The sequence below is a fragment of the Citrobacter freundii complex sp. 2025EL-00176 genome (assembly GCF_053309355.1).
This window is the reverse complement of record NZ_JBRYHT010000007.1, coordinates 198702-221785: the sequence shown is the minus strand read 5'-3', so window position 1 is coordinate 221785 and position 23084 is coordinate 198702. Positions and strand designations below refer to the sequence as shown.

General features: G+C 53.2%; 17 protein-coding genes and 1 pseudogene. 15 read left to right on the top strand and 3 right to left on the bottom strand.

The genetic code is table 11. The annotated features are described in order from the left end of the window. Positions 1–397 precede the first annotated feature (397 nt). The 6 genes from ACVXHP_RS15590 (at position 398) to opgB (ending at position 6124) form a co-directional block, all read left to right on the top strand. Complete coding sequence (locus ACVXHP_RS15590) at positions 398–1174, top strand: threonine/serine exporter family protein (protein WP_085048363.1); 777 nt, start codon at positions 398–400, stop codon at positions 1172–1174. Then, positions 1165–1638, top strand: a complete 474-nt coding sequence (locus tag ACVXHP_RS15585; RefSeq protein WP_137361761.1) for a threonine/serine exporter — start codon at positions 1165–1167, stop codon at positions 1636–1638. The genes ACVXHP_RS15590 and ACVXHP_RS15585 overlap by 10 nt, the downstream gene beginning before the upstream one ends. 121 nt (positions 1639–1759) lie before the next feature. Further along, positions 1760–2299: a primosomal protein DnaT gene (gene dnaT / locus ACVXHP_RS15580; RefSeq protein WP_006686572.1), complete on the top strand. Its 540-nt coding sequence runs from the start codon at positions 1760–1762 to the stop codon at positions 2297–2299. 2 nt (positions 2300–2301) lie between these two features. Further along, positions 2302–3039, top strand: coding sequence for a DNA replication protein DnaC (gene dnaC, locus ACVXHP_RS15575; protein WP_447571785.1), 738 nt, complete (start codon positions 2302–2304; stop codon positions 3037–3039). Positions 3040–3109: 70 nt separating this feature from the next. Continuing rightward, positions 3110–3601, top strand: a complete 492-nt coding sequence (locus ACVXHP_RS15570; protein ID WP_447571784.1) for a DUF2501 domain-containing protein — start codon at positions 3110–3112, stop codon at positions 3599–3601. A gap of 231 nt (positions 3602–3832) precedes the next feature. Continuing rightward, the gene (opgB, locus tag ACVXHP_RS15565; protein ID WP_447571783.1) at positions 3833–6124 is read left to right on the top strand and encodes a phosphatidylglycerol--membrane-oligosaccharide glycerophosphotransferase; all 2292 of its coding nucleotides are present in this window, start codon (positions 3833–3835) and stop codon (positions 6122–6124) included. Positions 6125–6166: 42 nt separating this feature from the next. On the opposite strand, the gene ACVXHP_RS15560 is transcribed toward opgB, so the two are convergent. Then, entirely contained in the window at positions 6167–7612 is a 1446-nt protein-coding gene (locus tag ACVXHP_RS15560) for a tagaturonate reductase (RefSeq protein ID WP_447571782.1), read from the bottom strand. A gap of 13 nt (positions 7613–7625) precedes the next feature. After that, on the bottom strand, positions 7626–8648 hold the full coding sequence (locus tag ACVXHP_RS15555; RefSeq protein ID WP_447571781.1) for a zinc-binding alcohol dehydrogenase family protein: 1023 nt from the start codon (positions 8646–8648) through the stop codon (positions 7626–7628). A gap of 137 nt (positions 8649–8785) precedes the next feature. On the opposite strand from ACVXHP_RS15555, the gene ACVXHP_RS15550 reads away from it, so the two are divergent. From ACVXHP_RS15550 to ACVXHP_RS15540, 3 genes and pseudogenes are all read left to right on the top strand, one after another. Continuing rightward, positions 8786–9700: a GntR family transcriptional regulator gene (locus ACVXHP_RS15550; protein ID WP_304702385.1), complete on the top strand. Its 915-nt coding sequence runs from the start codon at positions 8786–8788 to the stop codon at positions 9698–9700. 214 nt (positions 9701–9914) lie between these two features. Continuing rightward, the gene (locus ACVXHP_RS15545) at positions 9915–11276 is read left to right on the top strand and encodes an MFS transporter (RefSeq protein ID WP_304702387.1); all 1362 of its coding nucleotides are present in this window, start codon (positions 9915–9917) and stop codon (positions 11274–11276) included. 51 nt (positions 11277–11327) lie between these two features. Continuing rightward, positions 11328–11843, top strand: a pseudogene (locus tag ACVXHP_RS15540) (GNAT family N-acetyltransferase). Positions 11844–11929: 86 nt separating this feature from the next. On the opposite strand, the gene tsr reads toward ACVXHP_RS15540, so the two are convergent. Continuing rightward, complete coding sequence (gene tsr / locus ACVXHP_RS15535) at positions 11930–13591, bottom strand: methyl-accepting chemotaxis protein (RefSeq protein WP_316129150.1); 1662 nt, start codon at positions 13589–13591, stop codon at positions 11930–11932. A 190-nt stretch (positions 13592–13781) separates the two neighbouring features. Between tsr and ACVXHP_RS15530 the strand changes: the two genes are divergently transcribed. From ACVXHP_RS15530 to hsdR, 6 genes are all read left to right on the top strand, one after another. Further along, on the top strand, positions 13782–14324 hold the full coding sequence (locus tag ACVXHP_RS15530) for a hypothetical protein (RefSeq protein WP_200008433.1): 543 nt from the start codon (positions 13782–13784) through the stop codon (positions 14322–14324). A gap of 289 nt (positions 14325–14613) precedes the next feature. Further along, complete coding sequence (gene btsT / locus ACVXHP_RS15525) at positions 14614–16764, top strand: pyruvate/proton symporter BtsT (protein ID WP_137361753.1); 2151 nt, start codon at positions 14614–14616, stop codon at positions 16762–16764. A 50-nt stretch (positions 16765–16814) separates the two neighbouring features. Next, positions 16815–17009, top strand: coding sequence for a YbdD/YjiX family protein (locus ACVXHP_RS15520; RefSeq protein ID WP_003830038.1), 195 nt, complete (start codon positions 16815–16817; stop codon positions 17007–17009). 12 nt (positions 17010–17021) lie between these two features. Beyond that, positions 17022–17978 (top strand): GTPase, encoded by a 957-nt coding sequence (yjiA, locus tag ACVXHP_RS15515; protein WP_447571780.1) that lies wholly within the window; start codon positions 17022–17024, stop codon positions 17976–17978. A 130-nt stretch (positions 17979–18108) separates the two neighbouring features. Continuing rightward, positions 18109–19275: a restriction endonuclease gene (locus ACVXHP_RS15510; protein WP_447571779.1), complete on the top strand. Its 1167-nt coding sequence runs from the start codon at positions 18109–18111 to the stop codon at positions 19273–19275. A gap of 256 nt (positions 19276–19531) precedes the next feature. Continuing rightward, on the top strand, positions 19532–23053 hold the full coding sequence (gene hsdR, locus ACVXHP_RS15505; RefSeq protein ID WP_447571778.1) for a type I restriction-modification system endonuclease: 3522 nt from the start codon (positions 19532–19534) through the stop codon (positions 23051–23053). Positions 23054–23084 lie beyond the last annotated feature (31 nt).

Here is a 23084-nt window from a genome sequence, read left to right as displayed (position 1 = left end):
TTAAACATATTAATTAACAGAAAACCCCTAAACAATAGACGAGGTGAATTGTTTATCCTTGGATTTTATTCAAATATTAAAGTAATGGCGCTATAATCCCAATAGCGTCAAACTATTGAACCGTTATTACAAAATTACGCACAAATACATTCTATGTACAATTAAAAGAACTACAATAGAACATTAGCATTGCTTACATATTTGCCATCCTGATAAATAACACCACCTTTTCATGTAGCACTGTATTTATTGATAAGCAGATAAGGTAGGTAAGCGACTACGACATGCGTCTTTTTTCAACGCAAAGATTGATCTTGCCAGAGCCAATTGGCTCGTGCTTCATGATAAAAAGAAGGCATTCACCATTCAATGAGATCCTTTTCAGTCAGAGCGAGCCATGCAAACAGAGCAGTCGTCACAGCGAACGGTTACACGGTTATGTATACAATGTGGGCTTTTTTTACTCCAGCATGGCGCAGAAAGCGCGCTGGTTGACGAGCTATCCACTCGCCTCGGCCTGGCGCTTGGCATGGATAGCGTAGAAAGCGCCATCTCCTCCAACGCAATTGTCCTGACCACCATCAAAGATGGGCAATGCCTGACCTCGACCCGAAAAAATCACGATCGCGGCATCAACATGCACGTCGTGACGGAAGTGCAGCACATCGTTATTTTAGCGGAGCACAAACTGCTGGATATAAAAGGCGTTGAGAAGCGCTTTAGCCAAATTAAGCCGCTACGCTATCCAAGATGGCTGGTTGCATTGATGGTTGGTTTGTCCTGCGCCTGCTTTTGTAAGCTCAATAACGGCGGATGGGACGGCGCGGTGATCACCTTTTTCGCCAGCATGGTAGCGATGTATATTCGCCAGATTCTGGCGTCCCGGCATTTGCACCCGCAAATCAACTTTTGCATCACCGCTTTTGTGGCGACCACGATATCCGGCCTGTTGCTGACGCTGCCGACCTTTAATCACACCCCAACCATCGCCATGGCTGCCAGCGTGCTCTTGCTGGTTCCGGGTTTTCCGTTGATCAACTCTGTCGCGGATATGTTTAAGGGACACATTAACACCGGGCTGGCTCGCTGGGCCATTGCGAGTCTGCTAACGCTGGCGACCTGCATTGGGGTGGTTATGTCGATGACCTTATGGGGGCTGCGCGGATGGGCGTGATCGATTTCATTCTGGCGCTGATGCAGGACATGATCCTGTCGGCGATTCCGGCGCTAGGCTTTGCCATGGTGTTTAACGTCCCGCACCGAGCGCTTCCCTGGTGTGCGTTACTCGGCGCGCTGGGCCACGGTTCACGAATGGTGATGATGAGCGCCGGATTTAATATTGAATGGTCAACCTTTATGGCCTCGCTGCTGATTGGCTGCATTGGGATCCAGTGGTCGCGCTGGTATCTGGCGCATCCAAAAGTCTTCACCGTCGCGGCTGTTATCCCCATGTTTCCCGGGATCTCCGCCTACACCGCCATGATCTCTGCGGTAAAAATCGGCCATTTCGGCTATAGCGAAGCGCTGATGATTACCCTGTTAACCAATTTCCTGAAAGCCTCATCAATTGTCGGTGCGCTCTCTATCGGCTTATCCGTACCAGGCTTATGGCTGTATCGCAAACGACCGCGCGTCTAGCGCGGTAATTTCTTAGCACATCGCGGAGGGGGAATCTCCCCCTCATCTGCTGCTCTCCTGGTTCTCTGTGTTACTATAAAAGCAGTCCCTTCTCAGTTGTTGTTCAGTTTTGAGAAACATTATGCCCTGCAAAATTTTGACGCCGGACGTCATCAGCATTGACGCCTTACTACACGATCACCACGCGGTACTGGCAAAGTCTGCGGGTGGCGCCGTAGCGGTATTCGCCAACAATGCGCCAGCGTTTTACGCGCTGACGCCTGCGCGACTGGCTCAGTTGTTGGCGCTTGAAGAGAAGCTGTCACGTCCAGGAAGCGATGTGACATTGGATGCGCAATTTTATGAAGAGCCGCAAGCTGCGCCCGTTGCTGTGCCAATGGGGAAATTTGCGATGTACGCTGACTGGCAGCCCGATGCCGACTTTCAGCGACAGGCCGCTCTGTGGGGCGTGGCGTTAAGAGAGCCGGTCACCGCCGAGGAACTGGCCTCATTCGTCGCCTACTGGCAGGCCGAAGGCAAAGTCTTTCACCATATTCAGTGGCAGCAAAAACTGGCGCGTAGCATCCAGATTGGCCGGGCCAGCAATGGCGGGATGCCAAAGCGCGATGTGAACAGTGTCAGCGAACCTGACAGCCATATTCCACCAGGTTTTAGAGGATAACGATGAAAAACGTTGGCGATCTGATGAAACGTCTGCAAAAAATGATGCCGCCCAATGTCGAGCCTGCCTTTAAAACAGGCGAAGAACTACTGGCATGGCAAAAAGAGCAAGGTGAAATTCGTGCCGCAGCCCTGGCCCGCGAAAACCGGGCCATGAAAATGCAGCGCACATTCAACCGCTCCGGTATCCGTCCGCTGCACCAAAACTGTTCGTTCGATAACTATCGGGTGGAATGCGAAGGTCAGATGAACGCCCTGAGCAAAGCCCGCCAGTACGTTGATGAGTTTGACGGCAACATCGCCAGCTTTATTTTCTCGGGCAAACCCGGCACCGGCAAAAATCATCTGGCGGCAGCCATCTGCAACGAACTGCTGCTCCGCGGTAAGTCGGTACTGATCATCACCGTGGCTGATATCATGTCGGCGATGAAAGAAACCTTTAGTAACCGTGAAACCAGCGAAGAACAGTTGCTCAACGATCTTAGCAATGTGGATCTGCTGGTGATCGATGAGATCGGCATGCAGACCGAATCGCGCTATGAAAAAGTGATCATCAATCAGATTGTCGATCGCCGCTCGTCATCAAAACGACCGACCGGTATGTTAACCAACAGCAATATGGATGAAATGAACAAACTGCTGGGTGAGCGCGTGATGGATCGCATGCGTCTCGGTAACAGCCTGTGGGTGATTTTTAACTGGGAAAGCTACCGGAGCCGGGTAACAGGCAAAGAGTATTAACGTATTAGGACCACTCCTAAGACTGCCAGCGCTATACTGCGCTGAAAAGGCATAACACGAGTTGCATATAATGATGAAAACAACCAAACGTCTGCTGTGCTGTGCGCTTGCCGCCAGTACACTCATCTCCACCAGCGTTTTTGCCGCCTCCTGGCAGGACTCGCTCTCCAGTGCGGCCAGCGAACTGAGCAAACAAAGCTCCGGCTCGCAGGGCAGCTCGTCGCTCTCTTCCCTGACCAGCCTACTGAATGGCAGCAATCAATCACTGACCTCAAGCAGCATGAATAACGCCGCCGGGATCCTGGAATATTGCGCCAAACAGAAACTGGCCTCGGTCACCGACACGCAAAACGTCAAAAACCAGGTGCTGGATAAACTCGGCCTCAGTGCCCCAGAGCAGAAACAAGATACCAACTACATGGACGGCATTCAGGGTCTGCTCAATGCCAAAGATGGCCAACAGCTGGATCTGAACACGATAGGTAATAGCTCACTGGCGAAACAGGTAAAAACCAAGGCCTGCGATCTGGTGTTAAAACAGGGCATAAACTTCATTTCCTGAGGCATGAAATGCCGCGCGTCACCTGCGCGGCATCCCCCTATTCCTGCCGATACGTACCGCCATCACGAAAGCCGCAATCCCCCGCAAAAAAACGCGCATATCTAAACCAATTCTGAATAACAACGTAATTTAATGTCACTACAATTGCAGCAATATAACAACGCTATTACATTGTTCTCTCACCAAATGATTAGCCTGCCAGGCATGTGCCCGGTTTACTGAGGATCGACCGTGTCAGAATTAATCTCCATCACTCTGTTTCTCGCTTCAGTGCTGATTTATGCCTGGAAAGCGGGTCGCAATACCTGGTGGTTTGCCGCCACGTTAACGGTGCTGGGGATTTTTATCGTCTTGAATATCACACTGTATGCCAGTGACTATTTCACCGGCGATGGGATCAACGACGCGGTGCTTTATACTCTGACCAACAGCCTGACCGGCGCAGGTATCGGGAAATATATTCTGCCTGGCGTCGGAATTGCGCTGGCGCTGACGACCGTCTTCGTCGCCCTCGGCTGGATCCTTCGCCGCCGTCGCCATCACCCGCATCACGTGGGTTACAGCCTGCTTGCCCTGCTGCTGGCGCTGGCCTCCGTTGACGCCAGCCCGGCGTTTCACCAGATAACTGAACTGGTGAAATCTCAGTCACGCGATGGCGATCCGGATTTCCTGACCTATTATAAAGAGCCGTCGAAAACCATCCCTAATCCGAAGCTGAACCTGGTGTATATCTACGGCGAAAGCCTCGAACGCACCTACTTTAATAACGATGCGTTCCCGGATCTGACCCCAGAACTCGGCGCGTTGAAAAACGACGGCATGGATTTCAGCAATACCATGCAGCTACCGGGGACGGATTACACCATCGCTGGTATGGTCGCTTCGCAATGTGGCATCCCGCTGTTTGCGCCATTTGAAGGCAACGCCTCGGCATCGGTTTCCAGCTTTTTCCCCAACAATATCTGTCTCGGCGATATTCTGAAAAACTCCGGCTACCAAAACTACTTTGTGCAGGGGGCCAACCTGCGCTTTGCCGGGAAGGATGTGTTCCTGAAATCTCACGGGTTTGATCATCTGTACGGCGCAGAAGAGTTAAAAAGCGTGGTGGCGGATCCCGCATATCGTAACGACTGGGGCTTTTACGATGACACCGTGCTGGACGAAGCATGGAAAAAATTTGAAGAGCTATCGCGTTCAGGTCAACGTTTTTCGCTGTTTACCCTGACCGTGGATACCCATCATCCGGATGGATTTATCTCACGTAGCTGTAAGCGCAAACGTTATGACATCGAGGGTAAGGCCAATCAGTCCTTCAGCGCGGTGAGCTGCAGCCAGGAAAACATCGCTGAATTTATCAATAAAATCAAAGCATCCCCGTGGTTTAAAGATACCGTAATCGTGGTTTCTTCCGATCATTTGGCGATGAACAACACCGCATGGAAGTATCTGAACAAGCAGGATCGTAACAACCTGTTCTTTGTGCTGCGCGGCGACCAGCCGCAACAGGATACGCTGGCGGTGAAACGTAACACGATGGATAACGGCGCAACGGTGCTGGATATCCTGGGCGGCGATAACTTTATCGGCCTTGGCCGCAGCAGTTTGTCGAGCGAATCCGTGTCGGAAGTGTTCCTCAACATCAAAGAAAAAATGCTGGCGTGGAAACCCGATATCATCCGATTGTGGAATTTCCCGAAAGAGATGAAAGAGTTCACCGTCGATCAGGACAAAAATATGATCGCTTTCTCCGGCAGCCATTTCCGCCTGCCGCTGCTGCTGCGCGTATCGGATAAACGCGTCGAGCCGCTACCAGAAAGCGAATACTCGGCCCCGCTGCGCTTCCAGTTGGCTGATTTCGCGCCGCGCGATAACTTTGTCTGGGTAGATCGCTGCTATAAAATGGCACAGCTGTGGGCGCCGGAGTTGGCGCTTTCAACCGACTGGTGCGTCTCACAGGGGCAACTGGGCGGACAACAAATCGTGCAGCACGTTGACAAAGCCAAATGGAAAAGCAAAACCGTCTTTAAAGACACGGTGATCGACATGGAGCGCTACAAAGGAAACGTCGACACGCTGAAGATTGTCGATAACGATATTCGCTACAAGGCAGACAGCTTCATCTTTAACGTGGCGGGCGCGCCGGAAGAGGTGAAACAATTTAGCGGTATTTCACGCCCCGAATCCTGGGGGCGCTGGTCCAATGCGCAGCTCAGTGAAGCAGTAAAAATCGAATACAAAGCGCCATTGCCGAAAAAATTCGATCTGGTCATCACCGCCAAAGCCTATGGCGACAACGCCAATCGTCCAATCCCCGTGCGCGTTGGCAACGAGGAACAGACGCTGGTGTTAAGCCATGATATCAGCACCACCACTTTGCATTTTGATAACCCGGCGGATGCCGATACGCTGGTCATTATCCCACCCGATCCGGTTGCTACTAACGAGGGCAATATTCTCGGCCACTCGCCGCGTAAGCTGGGGATCGGGATGGTGGAAATAAAAGTGGTGGCAGCTCAGGGTTAAAAAAACAGCGCCCAACACTACCCCGGGCGCTGCATGGCAACCTTATTCCAGACTGTTCACCACCTGACGCATACCCTGCACCAGAATCATTTCCAGGTTGGCCGTCACCTGCTCAGCAAGGCCTGGCAACAACGTCAGATCTTCCCCCCAGTGCGCTGCATCGCCGAGAACCGTATCCACCAGCTCGCGCAGCGTCAGGTCATTGCCGACTCGCGGCCACAGGCTGGCATACAGATTTATCCACTGCTCGTCGTCCTGCAATGGATAGCCTTCCCCGGCCCGTTCGCCGCGATAAAACGCCAACAGCGCGGCCAGAGCAAAGGTTAAACGCACAGGCCAGCGTCCATTTTGCTGACCTGCCAGCAACTGCGGCAATATACGGGTGCGGAATTTGGTCATGCCGTTAAGCGCGATGGAAAGCAACTGGTGGCGAATGTAGGGGTTCTGAAAACGCCCGCTCACCGCGCCAGCAAACTCCCGCAATTCATCTGCCGGGAGATCCAACACAGGAATGATTTCCTCCCCAATCGCTCGCTCAACAAAATGGCGGACATCCGCATCCTGCATCGCTTCGCCAACGGTCTCCAGCCCGCACAGCCAGGCAACCGGCACCAGCGCCGTATGCGCGCCGTTCAGAATCGCGACCTTACGTTCCTTGTACGGCTTGATATCGCTCACCACCCGGATATTCAGCGGGCATTGCGCCAGTTTTAACTCTTCAGACAGCCATGCCGGTCCCTGGATCACGAACAGATAAAAGTGTTCCGCGGTATCGAGAAACGCATCGTGATAGCCCAACCTTGCTTCAAGCGCAGCGGCTTCTTCGCGCGGATAACCAGTAACAATGCGGTCGACCAGCGTGGAACAGAAGGTGTTCGCCGTTTCCACCCAATCGGCAAACGCCGGAGGAAGCTGCCACTCCTGTGCATACTGCAGCACCAGCGTTTTGAGCGCCTCACCGTTATAGTCGATCAGTTCGCAAGGGATAATCACCCAGCCCTTATCCACCGCCCCCACAAAATGGTTGAAGCGCTCCAGCAGCAGTCGCGTCAGTTTGGCCGGAAAACTCACCGGCGGGGCATCATCCACACGGTCCGCCGCGTGATAGCTAATCCCGGCTTCAGTGGTATTCGAAAACACAAAGCGGATATCCGCATTGTGCGCTAACGCCAGATAGCCGGCGAAATCCTGATACGGATTGATTTCGTTATTCACCGAACGAATCAGCCGCGCCTCGCTTACCGCCTCGCCCTGCTCGTTCAACCCACGAATTAGCGTGGTATACAGCCCATCCTGAGCGTTGAGCGACGGCGGAAAATCGGTATTAATCGGGCGAACAATAGTCACGCCAGCATTGAGATCCGTTTTCTCGTTAAGGATATCCAGTTGCCAGTCGACAAACGCCCGCAGGAAATTACCTTCACCAAACTGGATTACGCGCGTTGGGTAGCTGGCCCCCGGAAAATCACGTCGATTCAATGTCTTCATCACACTTATCCTCTCAGAACGTGATCACGCCTTTAATCAGTTCCCGGTTGTTAATCACGTCCCGCTCGTAAATCTCTGCAAGCTGGGCAAACGCGTAACGGTGCGTAAGCATCATGTCAGCAGTCAGTTTGCCTGCCGACATCAAGCGTCCCACCTTGGCAAAATCTTCCGGGGTCGCGTTGCGACTGCCCATCATGGTGGTCTCTTTTTTATGGAACTCAGGATCGGAGAACTGTAAATCGCCTTTGAACAGCCCAACGAAAACGATGCTGCCGCCATGGCGAATCAAATTCACCGTGTTGTTCATCGCATGCTGATTCCCCGTGGCATCAATGACCTTTTGCGCCAGCGAGCCGCCAAACTGAGCGCGCAATTGCGCATCAAAATCCTCAGCGGACGGATCGATAACCGGAAGACCCAGTCGGGAAACCACATGCTCCCGGCGCGCGGGGCTGGTATCCGCCACCACCACCTGTGCGCCATCGGCTTTGGCAATCGCCGCCGCGCCCAGACCAATCGGACCGGCACCGACCACCAGCACCTGCTCACCCGGCGCTACCGCCGCCCGGCGTACCGCATGTGCGCTGATGGCATAAGGCTCAATCAACGCCGCCGCCTGCGGGTCAATGCCCTGCGCATCCAGCAGGTTGGTCACCGGTACGGACAAGTATTCGCTGAAGCCGCCATCCTGGTGCACGCCAATCACTGAAATCTTCTCGCAGCAGTTGGTGCGCCCGCTCAGGCATGCCGGACACTGCTGACAAGCCACGTAAGGAATAACCGCCACCTGCTGGCCATTTTTCAGATTTTGTATATTTTTGCCCAGCCCGACAATTTCCCCACATATTTCATGGCCTAATACACGTGGATAGCTGAAAAAAGGTTGATTGCCGCCCCAGGCATGAATATCGGTGCCACAAATCCCCACCGACTTAATTTTTATTAATGCCTCCCCCTCACCCGGAATAGGTATTTCACGCTCTTTCCAGACTAATTTTTTAGGTTCCTGGCAAATCAACGTATTCATCGTAGACATGATTCTGCTCTCCTGTTTTTTTGTTGCCTCAGATATCAACGAAAATAAAAAAACCGGAGAAAGCGGAAACGCAATCTGTGAATCTCAGCGCATAAAAATGTTTTAAATCGGGTTTTAATAGCCAAAAAGGAGACGCCATGAGCCGTTCACAAAACTTACGCCACAATGTGATTAACCAAATCATCGATGATATGGCGCGGGGTCATATCCCTTCCCCCCTTCCGTCGCAAAGCGCGCTGGCCGAGATGTACAACATCAGTCGCACCACCGTGCGCCATATGCTGAGCCACTTAGGCGAATGCGGCGTACTGACGCAGGTCGGCAGCCACTATGTCATCGTGCGTAAACCCGATCATGACGACGGTTTTGCCTGCACCACCGCCTCCATGACCGAGCAAAACCGGATCTTCGAGCAGGCTTTTTTCACCATGATCAACCAGCGCCAACTGCGCGCAGGCGAGAGTTTCTCTGAACTGCAACTTGCCAGAGCGGCGGGCGTCAGTCCGGTAGTCGTGCGGGAATATCTTTTAAAATTCGAGCGTTATAACCTGATTAAAAACGAAAAACGCGGTCAGTGGAGTATGAAGCAGTTCGATCAAGCCTATGCAGAGCAGCTGTTTGAATTGAGAGAGATGTTGGAAACCCATTCTTTGCAGCATTTCCTCAACCTGCCCGATGATGACCCGCGCTGGCTGCAGGCCAAAACGCTGCTGGAGCGCCATCGCATCCTGCGCGACAGCATCGGCAGCAGCTTTCGTATGTTCTCGCAGTTAGACCGTGAGTTTCATGCTTTACTGCTCTCCGCTGCCGACAATATATTTTTTAATCAATCACTTGAAATCATCTCCGTGATTTTCCACTTCCACTATCAGTGGGATGAAAGCGATCTTAAACAGCGCAATATCATTGCCATCGATGAGCATATGACCATCCTCAGCGCGTTGATCTGCCGCAGCGACCTGGATGCCACCCTGGCGCTATGTAACCATTTGAATTCAGCCAAACAATCGATGATTCGCTCCATTAATCAAACTCGCGCCGTCACTCATTAAGTACCGATAAAAAACAGCAAACCATTACCGGGAGCACGATTTTATAAAAATATAAACGCCTGAAAAATACCTCTTGCCTATGCTCACGCTAAGTCGACTGCATTAAAAACTTTTGTGAGCGGTGATGAGTAAATTGATTCATCACTGGTATTTTTTCAATACTGCACAGCCCGCTGCTGTGTGAAAATAAATTATTGAGGTTCAGGAGTCCGGCGTGGAAAAAAATAATATTACCCTCGACCCGAGTTCTTCGTTTGACACGTCGTCATCGGCGGATATTAATGTTCCGCCTGAGGGCATGGTACAACGCAGTAGCCGAATTAAACGTATTCAGACCACAGCAATGATTTTATTATTTTTTGCTGCGGTGATTAATTACCTCGACCGTAGTTCATTATCGGTCGCCAACTTAACAATTCGGGAAGAACTGGGGCTGAGCGCCACGCAAATCGGCGTCCTGCTGTCGGTCTTCTCTCTCGCTTACGGTATTGCACAACTGCCCTGCGGCCCGCTGCTGGATCGCAAGGGCCCGCGCATTATGTTAGGACTCGGGATGTTCTTCTGGTCGCTGTTTCAGGCGATGTCCGGGATGGTACACAGCTTCACTCAGTTTGTGCTGGTGCGTATTGGCATGGGGATCGGCGAAGCGCCCATGAACCCATGCGGCGTAAAGGTTATCAACGACTGGTTTAACATCAAAGAGCGCGGTCGCCCAATGGGGTTATTTAACGCCGCCTCAACCATCGGTGTTGCCATTAGCCCGCCGATTCTGGCTGCTATGATGCTGGTTATGGGCTGGCGCTGGATGTTTATCACCATCGGCGTGCTGGGCATTTTCCTCGCCATCGGCTGGTACATGTTGTACCGCAACCGCGAACAGATTGCGCTGAGCGCCACTGAACAGGCTTACCTGAACGCCGGCAGCGTCAATGCCCGCCGCGATCCGCTGAGCTTCGCCGAATGGCGCAGCCTGTTCCGCAACCGTACCATGTGGGGCATGATGCTGGGCTTTAGCGGCATCAACTACACCGCATGGTTATACCTGGCCTGGCTGCCGGGCTACCTGCAGACCTCCTACAACCTGGATTTAAAAAGCACCGGATTAATGGCGGCCATTCCATTCCTGTTTGGCGCAGCTGGCATGTTGATTAATGGTTTTGTTACCGACTGGTTGGTAAAAGGTGGCATGGCGCCAATCAAGAGCCGTAAGATTTGTATTATTGCCGGGATGTTCTGCTCTGCAGCGTTTACCTTCGTGGTACCACAGGCGACAACCTCAATGGCCGCGGTGTTACTGATCGGTATGGCGCTGTTCTGTATCCACTTCGCCGGCACCTCCTGCTGGGGCTTGATCCACGTCGCTGTCGCCTCACGTATGACCGCCTCCGTAGGCAGTATCCAGAACTTTGCCAGTTTTATCTGCGCGTCCTTCGCGCCGATCGTTACCGGCTTTATTGTGGATACCACCAACTCTTTCCGCCTGGCGCTGATCATCTGCGGTTGCGTCACCATGGTGGGCGCCCTCGCCTATATCTTCCTGGTGCGCCAGCCCATCAGCGATCCGCGTAACGATTAATCTCCAGATGCCCGATAACACCGCGCTTATCGGGCATGTTATGCTCCTCGTATGAACATTACCTTGCGCGCCACTACTCTGGCAGATACTGCTGCTCTTCCCGCCATCGAACGATCTGCGGGGCAACGTTTTTTACTCCTCCCCGAACTGGCGTGGATTGCTGACGACCAGATTATATCGGCTGCTCAGCATCGGGCATTTGCCGCCGCAGGCATGAGCTGGCTGGCGCAGGTCGATGAGCGTCCGGTCGGTTTTTTGGTTGCCGAAACGCTGGGGTAATCGCTGTTTATTGCTGAACTGTCGCTGCATTTGGAGTGGCAAGGAAAAGGAATTGGCCGCAGATTGATTGGCTATGTTGCCGAACAGGCGCGTGAGAAAGGTTTTACGTCGCTTACGCTGACCACCTTCCGCAATGTGCCGTGGAATGCGCCATTGTACGCACGGCTGGGGTTTGAAATGCTGGCTGACGAGACGCTTCCCGCAACGCTGCGCCAGCAAAGAGAAGTGGAAGCGGCGCACGGTCTGGCGTTTGAGTCACGCTGCGCCATGCGCCTGATGCTGCGTTAATTGCCCGACGGCGGCTACGCCTTATCGGGCCTGGGTAACGTTTCCCGTAGGCCGGACAAGCGACAGCGCCATCCGGCATTGCAGGCTTAGAACGTTTCCCAGTTATCCCCGGCATCGGTTACCGCTGCTTTACGCGGCTGGACCGTTGAAACCGGTTTAGCGGCGGCAACGTCACGCGCGCGCTGCTGGTCATGCTGAATACGGAACACGGCAACGGCCTGGGTCAGACGGCTGGCCTGCTCTTCCAGCGCCGCTGCGGCGGCGGCGGATTCTTCCACCAGCGAGGCGTTCTGCTGCGTCACGCGATCCATCTCTGCAACGGCCAGACCAACCTGGTCGATACCGCGGCTCTGCTCATCAGAGGCGGAGGCAATTTCACCCATGATATCGGTCACGCGGGTCACCGCATTGACGATCTCATCCATGGTTTCACCGGCGCTTTCCACAAGCGTTGAACCCACATCCACACGGCTGACCGAGTCTTCAATCAGGCTCTTGATCTCGCGCGCGGCCTGCGCACTACGCTGGGCCAGGTTACGAACTTCGCCCGCAACCACCGCAAAACCACGCCCCTGTTCGCCCGCACGTGCGGCTTCTACCGCGGCGTTGAGCGCCAGAATGTTGGTCTGGAAGGCAATGCCGTCGATAACGCTGATAATATCGGCGATTTTCTGTGAACTGGAAGCAATGTCGCGCATGGTTTGCACCACGTTATCGACCACTTTACCGCCTTTCTGCGCGGTTTCCGAAGCGCTCAGCGCCAGATGGCTGGCCTGACGCGCGTTTTCGGCGTTCTGCTTCACGGTCGCCGTCAGTTGTTCCATGCTGGCCGCAGTTTCTTCCAGGGAAGCCGCCTGCTGCTCGGTACGCGAGGAGAGATCGTTGTTGCCCATCGCAATCTCGCTGGCACCGCTGTAAATCGCGTTGGCGCCGTTACGCACGTCACCCACGGTGTTCATCAGTTCACCCTGCATGTGGCGCAGGCTTTCCGCCAGCTGTCCAATCTCGTTGGAACCTTCCACCTCAATACGCTTCACCAAATCACCGCTGGCGATATGACGAATGCTTTCAATCAGGCGGTTCATCGGAGAGATCAGCGTCAGTTTGATACCAAACCAAACTGCAACGATAGCGGCCAGCACAGTAATCAGTACGCATGCCAGCACCCACATCGCCTGGCTATAGGAACCGTTATTGTCCTCGACCGCGATGTCATACAGGCGATCGTTCTGCTGCATGTAACTCATGTACTGCTTCTCAAAACCGTCCTGATAACTCTGCGTCGGTTGATCAAAGAATGCGTTGATCTTGCCGTCACCCAGTAACTGGATCAGCTCCGCCAGCGCACCGTGATAGATGTCATAGGTGCGGTTGATCTCCTGGAACGCGGCTTCGCTTTGGCGCGGATCGCGCGGGAGCGACTCGTAAATCGCCCAGTTTTTCTCGGTCAGCTTCAGGGCATTGCTCGCCACCTGCATCAGTTCTGCAACGGTCGCGCCGCTGCCGATATTGCTCTGATCCATCATGTAGCGAATGCCCGCCCGGTTCAGGGTGTTACGCGTTTGCAGCAGCTCAACCCAGGTAGCGTTCAGCGCAGACTGCTGCTGGCGAATGGTTTGCAGAACGGTAAAGTTCTCTTTGTCATTCTTCAGTGAGTTAAAAAACAAGCCGCCTGAGGCAAGCTGTAAAAGGCCAAATAGCGCCAATACCAGCAGTAAGCTGGTAACAATCTTCATTCGTTTTAACATGTTTTCTCTTTCCGCTAGACAGATACTCTGGTTTTCGGCCTGGAAAGAGAAAACTTTATGGTGCCGCCAATTGCTACATAATTATCGTTTCCGCATTAAATAACGTTCCCTATGACAAATTACGTAAAAAATTACTCGTTCCTTTGCACCTTAGGTGTAGGATTCCCATTTTTAAGGAAAGGATGCTTGTATGTTGAATCGCGATTTTGATCACCTATCCACCCTCGCTCACCACTTTTTTGAACGTGAAGATATTCGCCAAAAACTTAATATCATCGATCAGTACAACATCTCCGGTTGGGAAGTCTGGATGCAGATAGAATTTGCCAATCTTTTAGCTTCGACGGGTCATGAATGGTGGCGTGAACAAACTCTCGCTTGCGATCTGCGGAAAAATCCACAGCGTTTGTCTGTGCGTGCAGATTTTTTGTTGCGGAAAAAAGGCTGGACGCAGGACAGCTACATTGCACTTGAACTCAAGCAAAACCAGGATCCGACAAGCTGCATCAGAAATATGATTGCTGATTTGGTTAAAAGCGCCAAAATCAAACGTTCAGAATTAGAGCTGCGTAGCTTCTGGACGCTCGGGGTAACACCCCGCATAGACAAAGAGCGCCTCGATGAACTTATTGACCACTATCTGGATGAAAAATATTACCTGACTAAATCACGTAAGAAACATGTGTTGTTAAGAGACATCGAACAAACGCCTTACTGCTATATCGTAATCTAAGTATCTCAGTCAGATACTTTATCAGTGGGGAAACACGGCATATAGGCAGCCGAACACTATAATGCCGTGATCTCAATCACATAAATTCCCCCATTCCCCCTCATTGCTTACCGCTCACTGACACTTGAGACCGCTTAAGCTGACATACAACCGCTCACTTATTTACCTTACTTTACGCGCGTAATTCTCTGGCAAGATCCTCCCAACATAGCAGTCAATTTACCTCCTCAAACACAAGATCAAACCCACGCGGCTTCGGCCAATTATTAATTAGATACCAGGTTTTACTATGGATACGAAAAAGATATTCAAGCACATACCCTGGGTGATTCTCGGAATCATCGGTGCATTCTGCCTCTCGGTAGTGGCATTACGTCGGGGTGAGCACATTAGTGCCCTGTGGATCGTGGTCGCCTCAGTTTCTGTTTATCTGGTGGCCTATCGTTACTACAGTCTGTACATCGCCCAGAAAGTGATGAAACTTGACCCGACGCGCGCCACGCCGGCGGTCATTAACAATGATGGTCTGAACTACGTTCCGACTAACCGTAACGTATTGTTTGGCCACCACTTTGCCGCTATCGCAGGTGCAGGTCCGCTGGTTGGACCGGTACTGGCCGCGCAGATGGGCTACCTGCCCGGTACGCTATGGCTGCTGGCAGGCGTCGTGCTGGCCGGTGCGGTACAGGACTTCATGGTGCTGTTTATCTCTTCCCGCCGTAACGGTGCATCTCTGGGCGAGATGATCAAAGAAGAGATGGGCCCAATCCCGGGAACCATTGCCCTGTTCGGCTGCTTCTTAATCATGATCATCATCCTGGCGGTACTGGCGCTGATCGTGGTGAAAGCGCTGGCGGAAAGCCCGTGGGGTGTGTTCACCGTCTGCTCAACCGTACCGATTGCGCTATTCATGGGGATCTACATGCGATTCCTGCGCCCGGGACGTGTGGGTGAAGTGTCGGTGATTGGTATTGTGCTGCTGGTTGCCTCTATCTACTTCGGCGGCGTGATTGCGCACGACCCGTACTGGGGCCCGGCACTGACCTTTAAAGACACCACCATTACCTTTACCCTGATCGGTTACGCGTTTATCTCTGCGCTGCTGCCGGTATGGCTGATCCTCGCCCCGCGCGACTATCTGGCGACCTTCCTGAAAATCGGCGTTATCGTCGGTCTGGCGGTGGGGATTGTTATCCTCAACCCGGAACTGAAAATGCCGGCGATGACGCAGTACGTTGATGGTACTGGCCCGCTGTGGAAAGGCGCTCTGTTCCCGTTCCTGTTCATCACCATCGCCTGTGGTGCGGTATCTGGCTTCCACGCGCTGATTGCTTCCGGTACCACGCCGAAGCTGCTGGCTTGTGAAACCGACGCACGTTTCATTGGCTATGGTGCAATGCTGATGGAATCCTTCGTGGCGATTATGGCGCTGGTTGCCGCTTCCATCATCGAACCGGGTCTGTACTTCGCGATGAACACCCCGCCTGCGGGCCTTGGCATCACCATGCCGAACCTGCATGAAATGAGCGGCGAGAACGCACCGCTGATTATGGCGCAGCTGAAAGATGTCACCGCACATGCGGCGGCGACCGTCAGCTCCTGGGGCTTCGTGATTTCGCCTGAGCAGATCCTGCAGACCGCGAAAGACATCGGTGAACCGTCCGTTCTGAACCGCGCAGGTGGCGCACCAACGCTGGCTGTGGGTATCGCGCACGTGTTCCACAAAGTGCTGCCGATGGCTGATATGGGCTTCTGGTACCACTTCGGTATTCTGTTCGAAGCGCTGTTCATCCTGACCGCACTGGATGCCGGTACCCGTTCTGGCCGCTTTATGCTGCAGGATTTACTGGGTAACTTCGTCCCGTTCCTGAAGAAAACCGACTCTCTGGTGGCGGGCATCATCGGTACTGCGGGCTGCGTAGGCCTGTGGGGCTACCTGCTGTATCAAGGCGTTGTTGACCCACTGGGCGGCGTGAAGAGCCTGTGGCCGCTGTTTGGTATCTCTAACCAGATGCTGGCTGCCGTGGCGCTGGTTCTCGGCACCGTGGTGCTGGTTAAAATGCAACGCACCAAGTACATCTGGGTTACCGTGGTTCCGGCAGTCTGGCTGCTGATCTGCACCACCTGGGCGCTGGGTCTGAAACTGTTCAGCACCAACCCGCAGATGGAAGGCTTCTTCTTTATGGCGAATCAGTACAAAGAGAAGATTGCCAACGGCGGCGAACTGACCGCGCAGCAGATTGCCAACATGAACCATATCGTCATCAACAACTACACCAACGCAGGTCTGAGTATTCTGTTCCTGGTGGTGGTATACAGCATCATTTTCTACGGGTTCCGTACCTGGCAGAAAGCCCGCGCCATCAACGGTCGCTCTGATAAAGAGACGCCGTATGTACCGGTGCCGGAAGGCGGCGTGAAGACCTCTTCACACCACTAAGATGTATTCAGCCCCGCTCCGGCGGGGCTTTTCGCTTATCAGGATTGTTTATGTTTGGTACTTTAGGGCAAGCTAAAAAATATCTCGGTCAGGCGGCGAAGATGCTGATTGGCATTCCGGACTACGACAACTACGTCGAGCACATGAAGACCAACCATCCCGATAAGCCGTACATGACCTATGAAGAATTCTTCCGCGAGCGCCAGGAAGCCCGCTACGGTAGCGGCGGAAGCAGTTGCTGTTAGAAGGAGAAGTGAATGACCCCGATTGCAGTTACCCTACTCACCGGTTTTCTTGGCGCAGGTAAAACCACCCTGCTACGCCATATTCTCAACGAGCAGCACGGTTACAAGATTGCCGTTATCGAAAACGAATTCGGCGAAGTCTCGGTGGACGATCAGCTGATTGGCGACCGCGCCACGCAGATCAAAACCCTGACCAACGGCTGCATTTGCTGTACCCGCTCCAGTGAGCTGGAAGATGCGCTGTTAGATCTGCTCGACAACCTCGACAAAGGCACCATCAATTTTGACCGTCTGGTGATCGAGTGCACCGGCATGGCCGACCCCGGCCCGATTATCCAGACCTTTTTCTCCCATGAAACGATTTGCGAACGCTACCTGCTGGACGGCGTAATTGCGCTGGTTGACGCGGTGCATGCTGACGAGCAGATGAACCAGTTCACCATCGCCCAGTCGCAGGTCGGCTATGCTGACCGCATCCTGCTGACCAAAACCGACGTCGCTGGTGTTAGCGAGAAATTGCGTGATCGCCTGGCGCGCATCAACGCCCGTGCGCCGATTTACACCGTCACGCATGGCGATATCGACCTTTCGCTGCTGTTCGATACCAACGGTTTTATGCTGGAAGAGAACGTGGTCAGTGCCAAACCGCGCTTCCACTTTATCGCCGACAAGCAAAACGATATCTCCTCGATCGTCGTCGAGCTGGATTACCCGGTGAACATCAGCGACGTGTCGCGAGTGATGGAAAACCTGCTGCTGGAATCCGCCGAGAAGCTGCTGCGCTACAAAGGCATGCTGTGGATTGAAGGCGAGCCAAACCGCCTGCTGTTCCAGGGCGTCCAGCGCCTGTACAGCGCCGACTGGGACCGCCCGTGGGGCGACGAAACGCCGCACAGCCTGCTGGTATTTATTGGCATTAACCTGCCGGAAGACGAGATCAGAGCCGCGTTTGCGGGATTGAAGAAGTAGATTTTTGTAGGCCGGATAAGGCGCAGCAGCCATCCGGCACGGCCGTTTTCATTCCGATAAGTGATTCATCCCATGGAATTTTTCACCTGGTATGGCAAGCTATTGCCATTGCACTCATTAAGGGACCGACGTGAAAAATTACAAAGTGATTACCCCGCTTTTTCCGACCTATGCCCAGGTAAAAGCGATGATGAAAGCCATTTCAGGCTACTCCCTGAAATCGGTGCGCAGCATGATTACCGCCATCTTTGAACAAACCGGTACCCCGCAAAACCCGGTCGACTGGTCAGAACCTGATTTATGGATCAACGAGCGCTTAAGCGGTGAGGATGCCGAAATTGCGCTACGTATCTGGCAAACCGACAATCATATTCTAAACCCACGCCACAGCTACGGCTGCTACCTGTTCCTCAACTACCCGCTGTTTGAACTGATGGCAAGCACCCCCGATGACATCTGGGCACCGACCGCTCGTGGCGAACGTTTTCTGCAAGACGACGATGAAACGCTGCGCTGGCTGGACGACCAGGAAGGGCTGATACAACTGCTGGAACTGCTTGCCGGTCGTGAAATGTCGCGCCGTGGGGATCTGCTACCAGAATGGCTGGCGTTTTTGCATCAGCATTCTAAATTTGCCTCCGACCGCTCGGCAAAAAGCACACTCTACGCACGACTGTATAACCTGATTGACCGCCAGCTGGCGACCAGAGAAGGAATGAGCTACCGCATTACTGACGCTGGTCGCCAGTGGCTGACACAAGCGCTGCCAACCAAAAAGGCGGACCCGCGTAAGGCGCTGCTCGATGCGGTAAAACGCTACAACGAGCAGCAAAAAGAGGTGCTGCGCGAGCAGCTCTCCACCATGAACCCCTACAAGTTTGAGCATCTGGTGGCGCAGCTTCTTGAAGCGATGGGCTATGAAGAAGTTGAAGTCACCAAAGCCTCTGGCGATAAAGGCGTGGACGTGATTGGTAAGGTACAGGTGGGCATCACCACCATTACCGAAGTGGTGCAGGTGAAGCGGATGCAAAATACCATTACTCGGCCATACATCGATCAGTTGCGCGGCGCGCTGCCTTATCACAAAGCCATTCGCGGCACGCTGATCACCACTGGCAAGTTTGCTGCCAAATGCCCGGAAGCGGCGCTGTTTCCGGGAGCCGCCCCGATCACGCTGATTGACGGCGATCGCCTGCTGGAAATGTTGATTGAAAATAACGTTGGGATTCGACGTAGCAATGCGGTCGAGCTGCTGGATGTCGATTTGCAACTGTTTGATGAGCTGGAGATTGAGTAATAAGCATGAAAGGTCGCGGCCAGTAAGGTCGCGTCCTCTTCTTCTCCGCACTCATACAACAGCATAATCTACAAATTACCCATCACTCCCATTCTTTAGCCTTTTTAAAGTGTTACACACAACATCCTGCCCTTATAACGCTTGATAAAAAAACGTGCAGCGTTATGATTTTGGAAGACATCTCGCAAAACGAACCTTTTCACCCTTTGCAGTTTCAGCAATATGCTGCGGGTGATCGCTGCAAGGAGCTCAATCTTTGACAACCGCTAGCCCAACTCAGCCAACAAATTTTGATTTCCTGGCAGAATACGATCCGCTATTGGTTCAAATTACCGCCACCGCAGAACGGCTATTCTCCAGCGATCCCAATACCACGCTAATGAAGCTACGCCAGTTTGGTGAAGCGCTGGCGCAAAATATTGCTGCCCGGTTGAATATTAGTCGGGAAGATAATCCAAACCAGCAGGAGTTGCTCTACAGGTTGGACAGGGTATTACAGTTTGATCCTGCGATTCGCCAGTTATTTCATACGCTGAGAATTGAAGGTAATAAAGCGACACATCAGTTCCAGACCCGTCACCGTGAAGCGATGGATGCGCTGAAAGTCGCCCGTGCGCTGGCAATCTGGTTCCATCAGACATTTGGTAATGCAGGTAGTCAGTTTAATCCTGGCCCTTTTGTTCCGCCGCATGACCCGAGTGAACAGCTCAATAAATCCCAATCTGCCATCGAACAGCTCAAACAAACCTTATTGGCAGCGAACCAAAAGCTGGAATCCAGCGAACAGCTTCAGAATTTACTTAAACAGCAAAAAGAAGAATATGAACAGCTGGCTCACGAAATGGATATTGAGGCCAGAGAACAACAGCAATTGCTGGAAATGAGCCAGCAGGATCTGCAAACGCTCCAGCAAAATTATGAAGCGAAGCTTGCCACCTTGCAGGCGCAGCTTGCCCAGCAAACACAGCAAGCCATTACGGCCCAGCGCAAGGAGTTTGGCCGCAAGTCCAGCTATGCCCGCAAGCACATCATTACCGAAGAACTGACGCGGATCCTGATTGACCAGCAGCTCAATGAATGGGGCTGGCTGGCAGATACTCAGGAAATCACCTGGAAAAAAGGCTCCCGCCCAGAAAAAGGGGTCAACAAAGCCATTGCGGAATGGCCGACCTTTGCCGATGACGAACATGGCAGAGCAGATTACGTTCTTTTCTGCGGGCTCACACCCGTCGCAACCGTTGAAGCGAAAAGAAAAAACGAAAATGTGGCCGGGAAAATCCCCCAGGCCGAACGCTACAGCAAAGGTTTTCAGTTTGACGCATCCATGATCCCCGCCTGGTCTGAAGAAGGGCGCGTCAAAGGCTGGGAAGATGGTGTGAATAGCGTTTATCAAATTCCTTTTGTGTTTTCTTGCAACGGTCGACCTTATATCAAACAGTCCGCCGAACATTCCGGCACGTGGTTCCGAGATGTTCGCTCGCCTGACAATACCCGCTATCCGCTGGAAAGCTTCATCACGCCCGAAGGCCTGATGGACCGCCTGCATCGTAGCCGGGCGGAAGCAGAAGCCAAATTGCATCAAGAGCCGTTTAGCTATCTTGGCCTGCGTGATTACCAGGTCAACGCAGTTAAGGCCGTCGAGTCCGCGCTGGAACAGGGCTCGCGTGAAGCATTATTGGCCATGGCAACCGGGACGGGCAAAACACGTACCATTATTGGCTTAATCTACCGATTCCTGAAGGCCGAACGCTTTAAACGGATCCTCTTTCTCGTCGACCGCTCTGCGCTGGGCGAACAGGCGCAGGATGCCTTTAAAGAGGCTTCGCTGGAACAGAACCAGACACTCTCGCAAATCTACAATGTCGCCGAACTGGGCGATATGGCGGCAGAAGCAGAAACCCGCGTACAGGTTGCCACTGTGCAATCCATGGTTAGCCGCATCTATCGTTCCGGCACACCGCCTGCGGTAGATACCTACGACTGTATCATCATCGACGAAGCGCACCGTGGTTACACGCTGGATCAGGAGATGACCGAGGGCGAACTCTCAATCCGTGATAACACCCAATATCTCTCCAGCTATCGTCGGGTGCTCGACTATTTTGACGCCGTAAAAATCGGCCTGACCGCCACCCCGGCTAAACACACCAGCGAGATTTTTGGTCACCCTGTATATGTTTACTCTTACCGGGAAGCGGTGGCGGAAGACTGGCTGATTGACCACGAACCGCCGGTTCGCTATGAAACCCAGCTCAGCAAATACGGCATTCACTTTGAGGCAGGCGACACCGTCAGCGCCGTGGATGCAGAAACAGGGGAAGTCGATACCAGCGAACTGGAAGACGAGCTGAATTTCGACGTCGATGCCTTCAACCGTAAAGTCATCACCGAAGATTTTAACCGGGTGATCTGCGAAGAGCTGGCGAAAGAGATCGATCCTTCCGGCGATGAAAAAACGCTGATTTTCTGCGCCACGGACGCCCACGCAGATATGGTTAAGCGCCTGCTCGATGAGGCCATGGGCGCGGTCAACCCCGACTTTAATCAGGCCGCGATTGAGAAGATCACCGGCAAGAGCGATCAGGTCAGCAAGCTTATCAAACGCTTTAAAAACGAACGCTACCCCAGCATTGGCATCACCGTAGATCTGTTAACCACCGGCATTGACGTTCCGGCGATCACCCATCTGGTGTTCCTGCGGCGGGTGAAATCGCGCATTCTGTACGAGCAGATGATCGGTCGCGCCACCCGTCGCTGCGACGATATCGGCAAAACCGTCTTCTGGATCCACGATCCGGTGGATATCTACGCCACGCTTCAGGATGTGAACACCATGAAGCCGCTGGTGAAAAACGCGGGCGTCAGCATCGAGCAACTGGTTGAAGAGCTATCGAGTGACGATGTGCTGGAAACGGCGCTGAACAATCCAGGCGATAGCCCAACGGAAACCCAGGCGGATAGCTTACTCAATCAGCTCAGCCAGAAAATTATGCGCGTCCTGCGTAAGGCGGAGAAAAAGGCCGAAAAACGCCCGGAAGTCCGCCAAAAACTCAATGAACTGGAAGAGCTCTGGGGCGTGGAGCCAAAACAGTTGCACCAGCACCTGCATAAGCTTGGCCCGCAGCAAGCCTCGGCGTTTCTCAAGCAGCATCGCAATCTGATCCGCCAGTTAAGCGACGTCGGCACCTTGCTGGGCAGCGAGTACCGCCCGGTGATTTCAGACCATGATGATGAGCTCATCAGCAAAGAGCAGACCTATGGGCGCTACCAGAAACCCGCCGACTACCTGCAAAGCTTCAACGAGTTTATCTCCACACAAATCAACCAGTCCGCGGCGCTGTCGGTGGTGATTAACCGTCCACGCGACCTGACGCGTGAGCAGCTAAAAGAGATCCGGCTTTTGCTGGATGAAGCAGGCTACAGCGAGGCCAGCCTGCGCTCGGCGGTGCGAACCCAAAGCAGCCAGGATATCGCCGCCACCATCATTGGGCATATTCGCCAGGCCGCGCTCGGTGAACCGCTTATTCCGTTCGAGGAACGCGTGAAGCTGGCGCTGGACAAAATCTATGCCCAGCATAGCTGGAGTAAAGTACAGAAACGCTGGCTGGAGCGGCTGGCAAAACAGCTGGTGCATGAAGTGGTGCTGGATAAAAACTTCGTTAACCACCTGTTCTCCGCTGACGGCGGGACGAAGAAGCTCAACAGCCTACTGGATAACCAACTGGACACCATTCTCGATCAGATGAGCGATGCATTGTGGGCACCAAAATCCGCCTGATCGTGATACCCTTCCCCATCATTTTTGACAG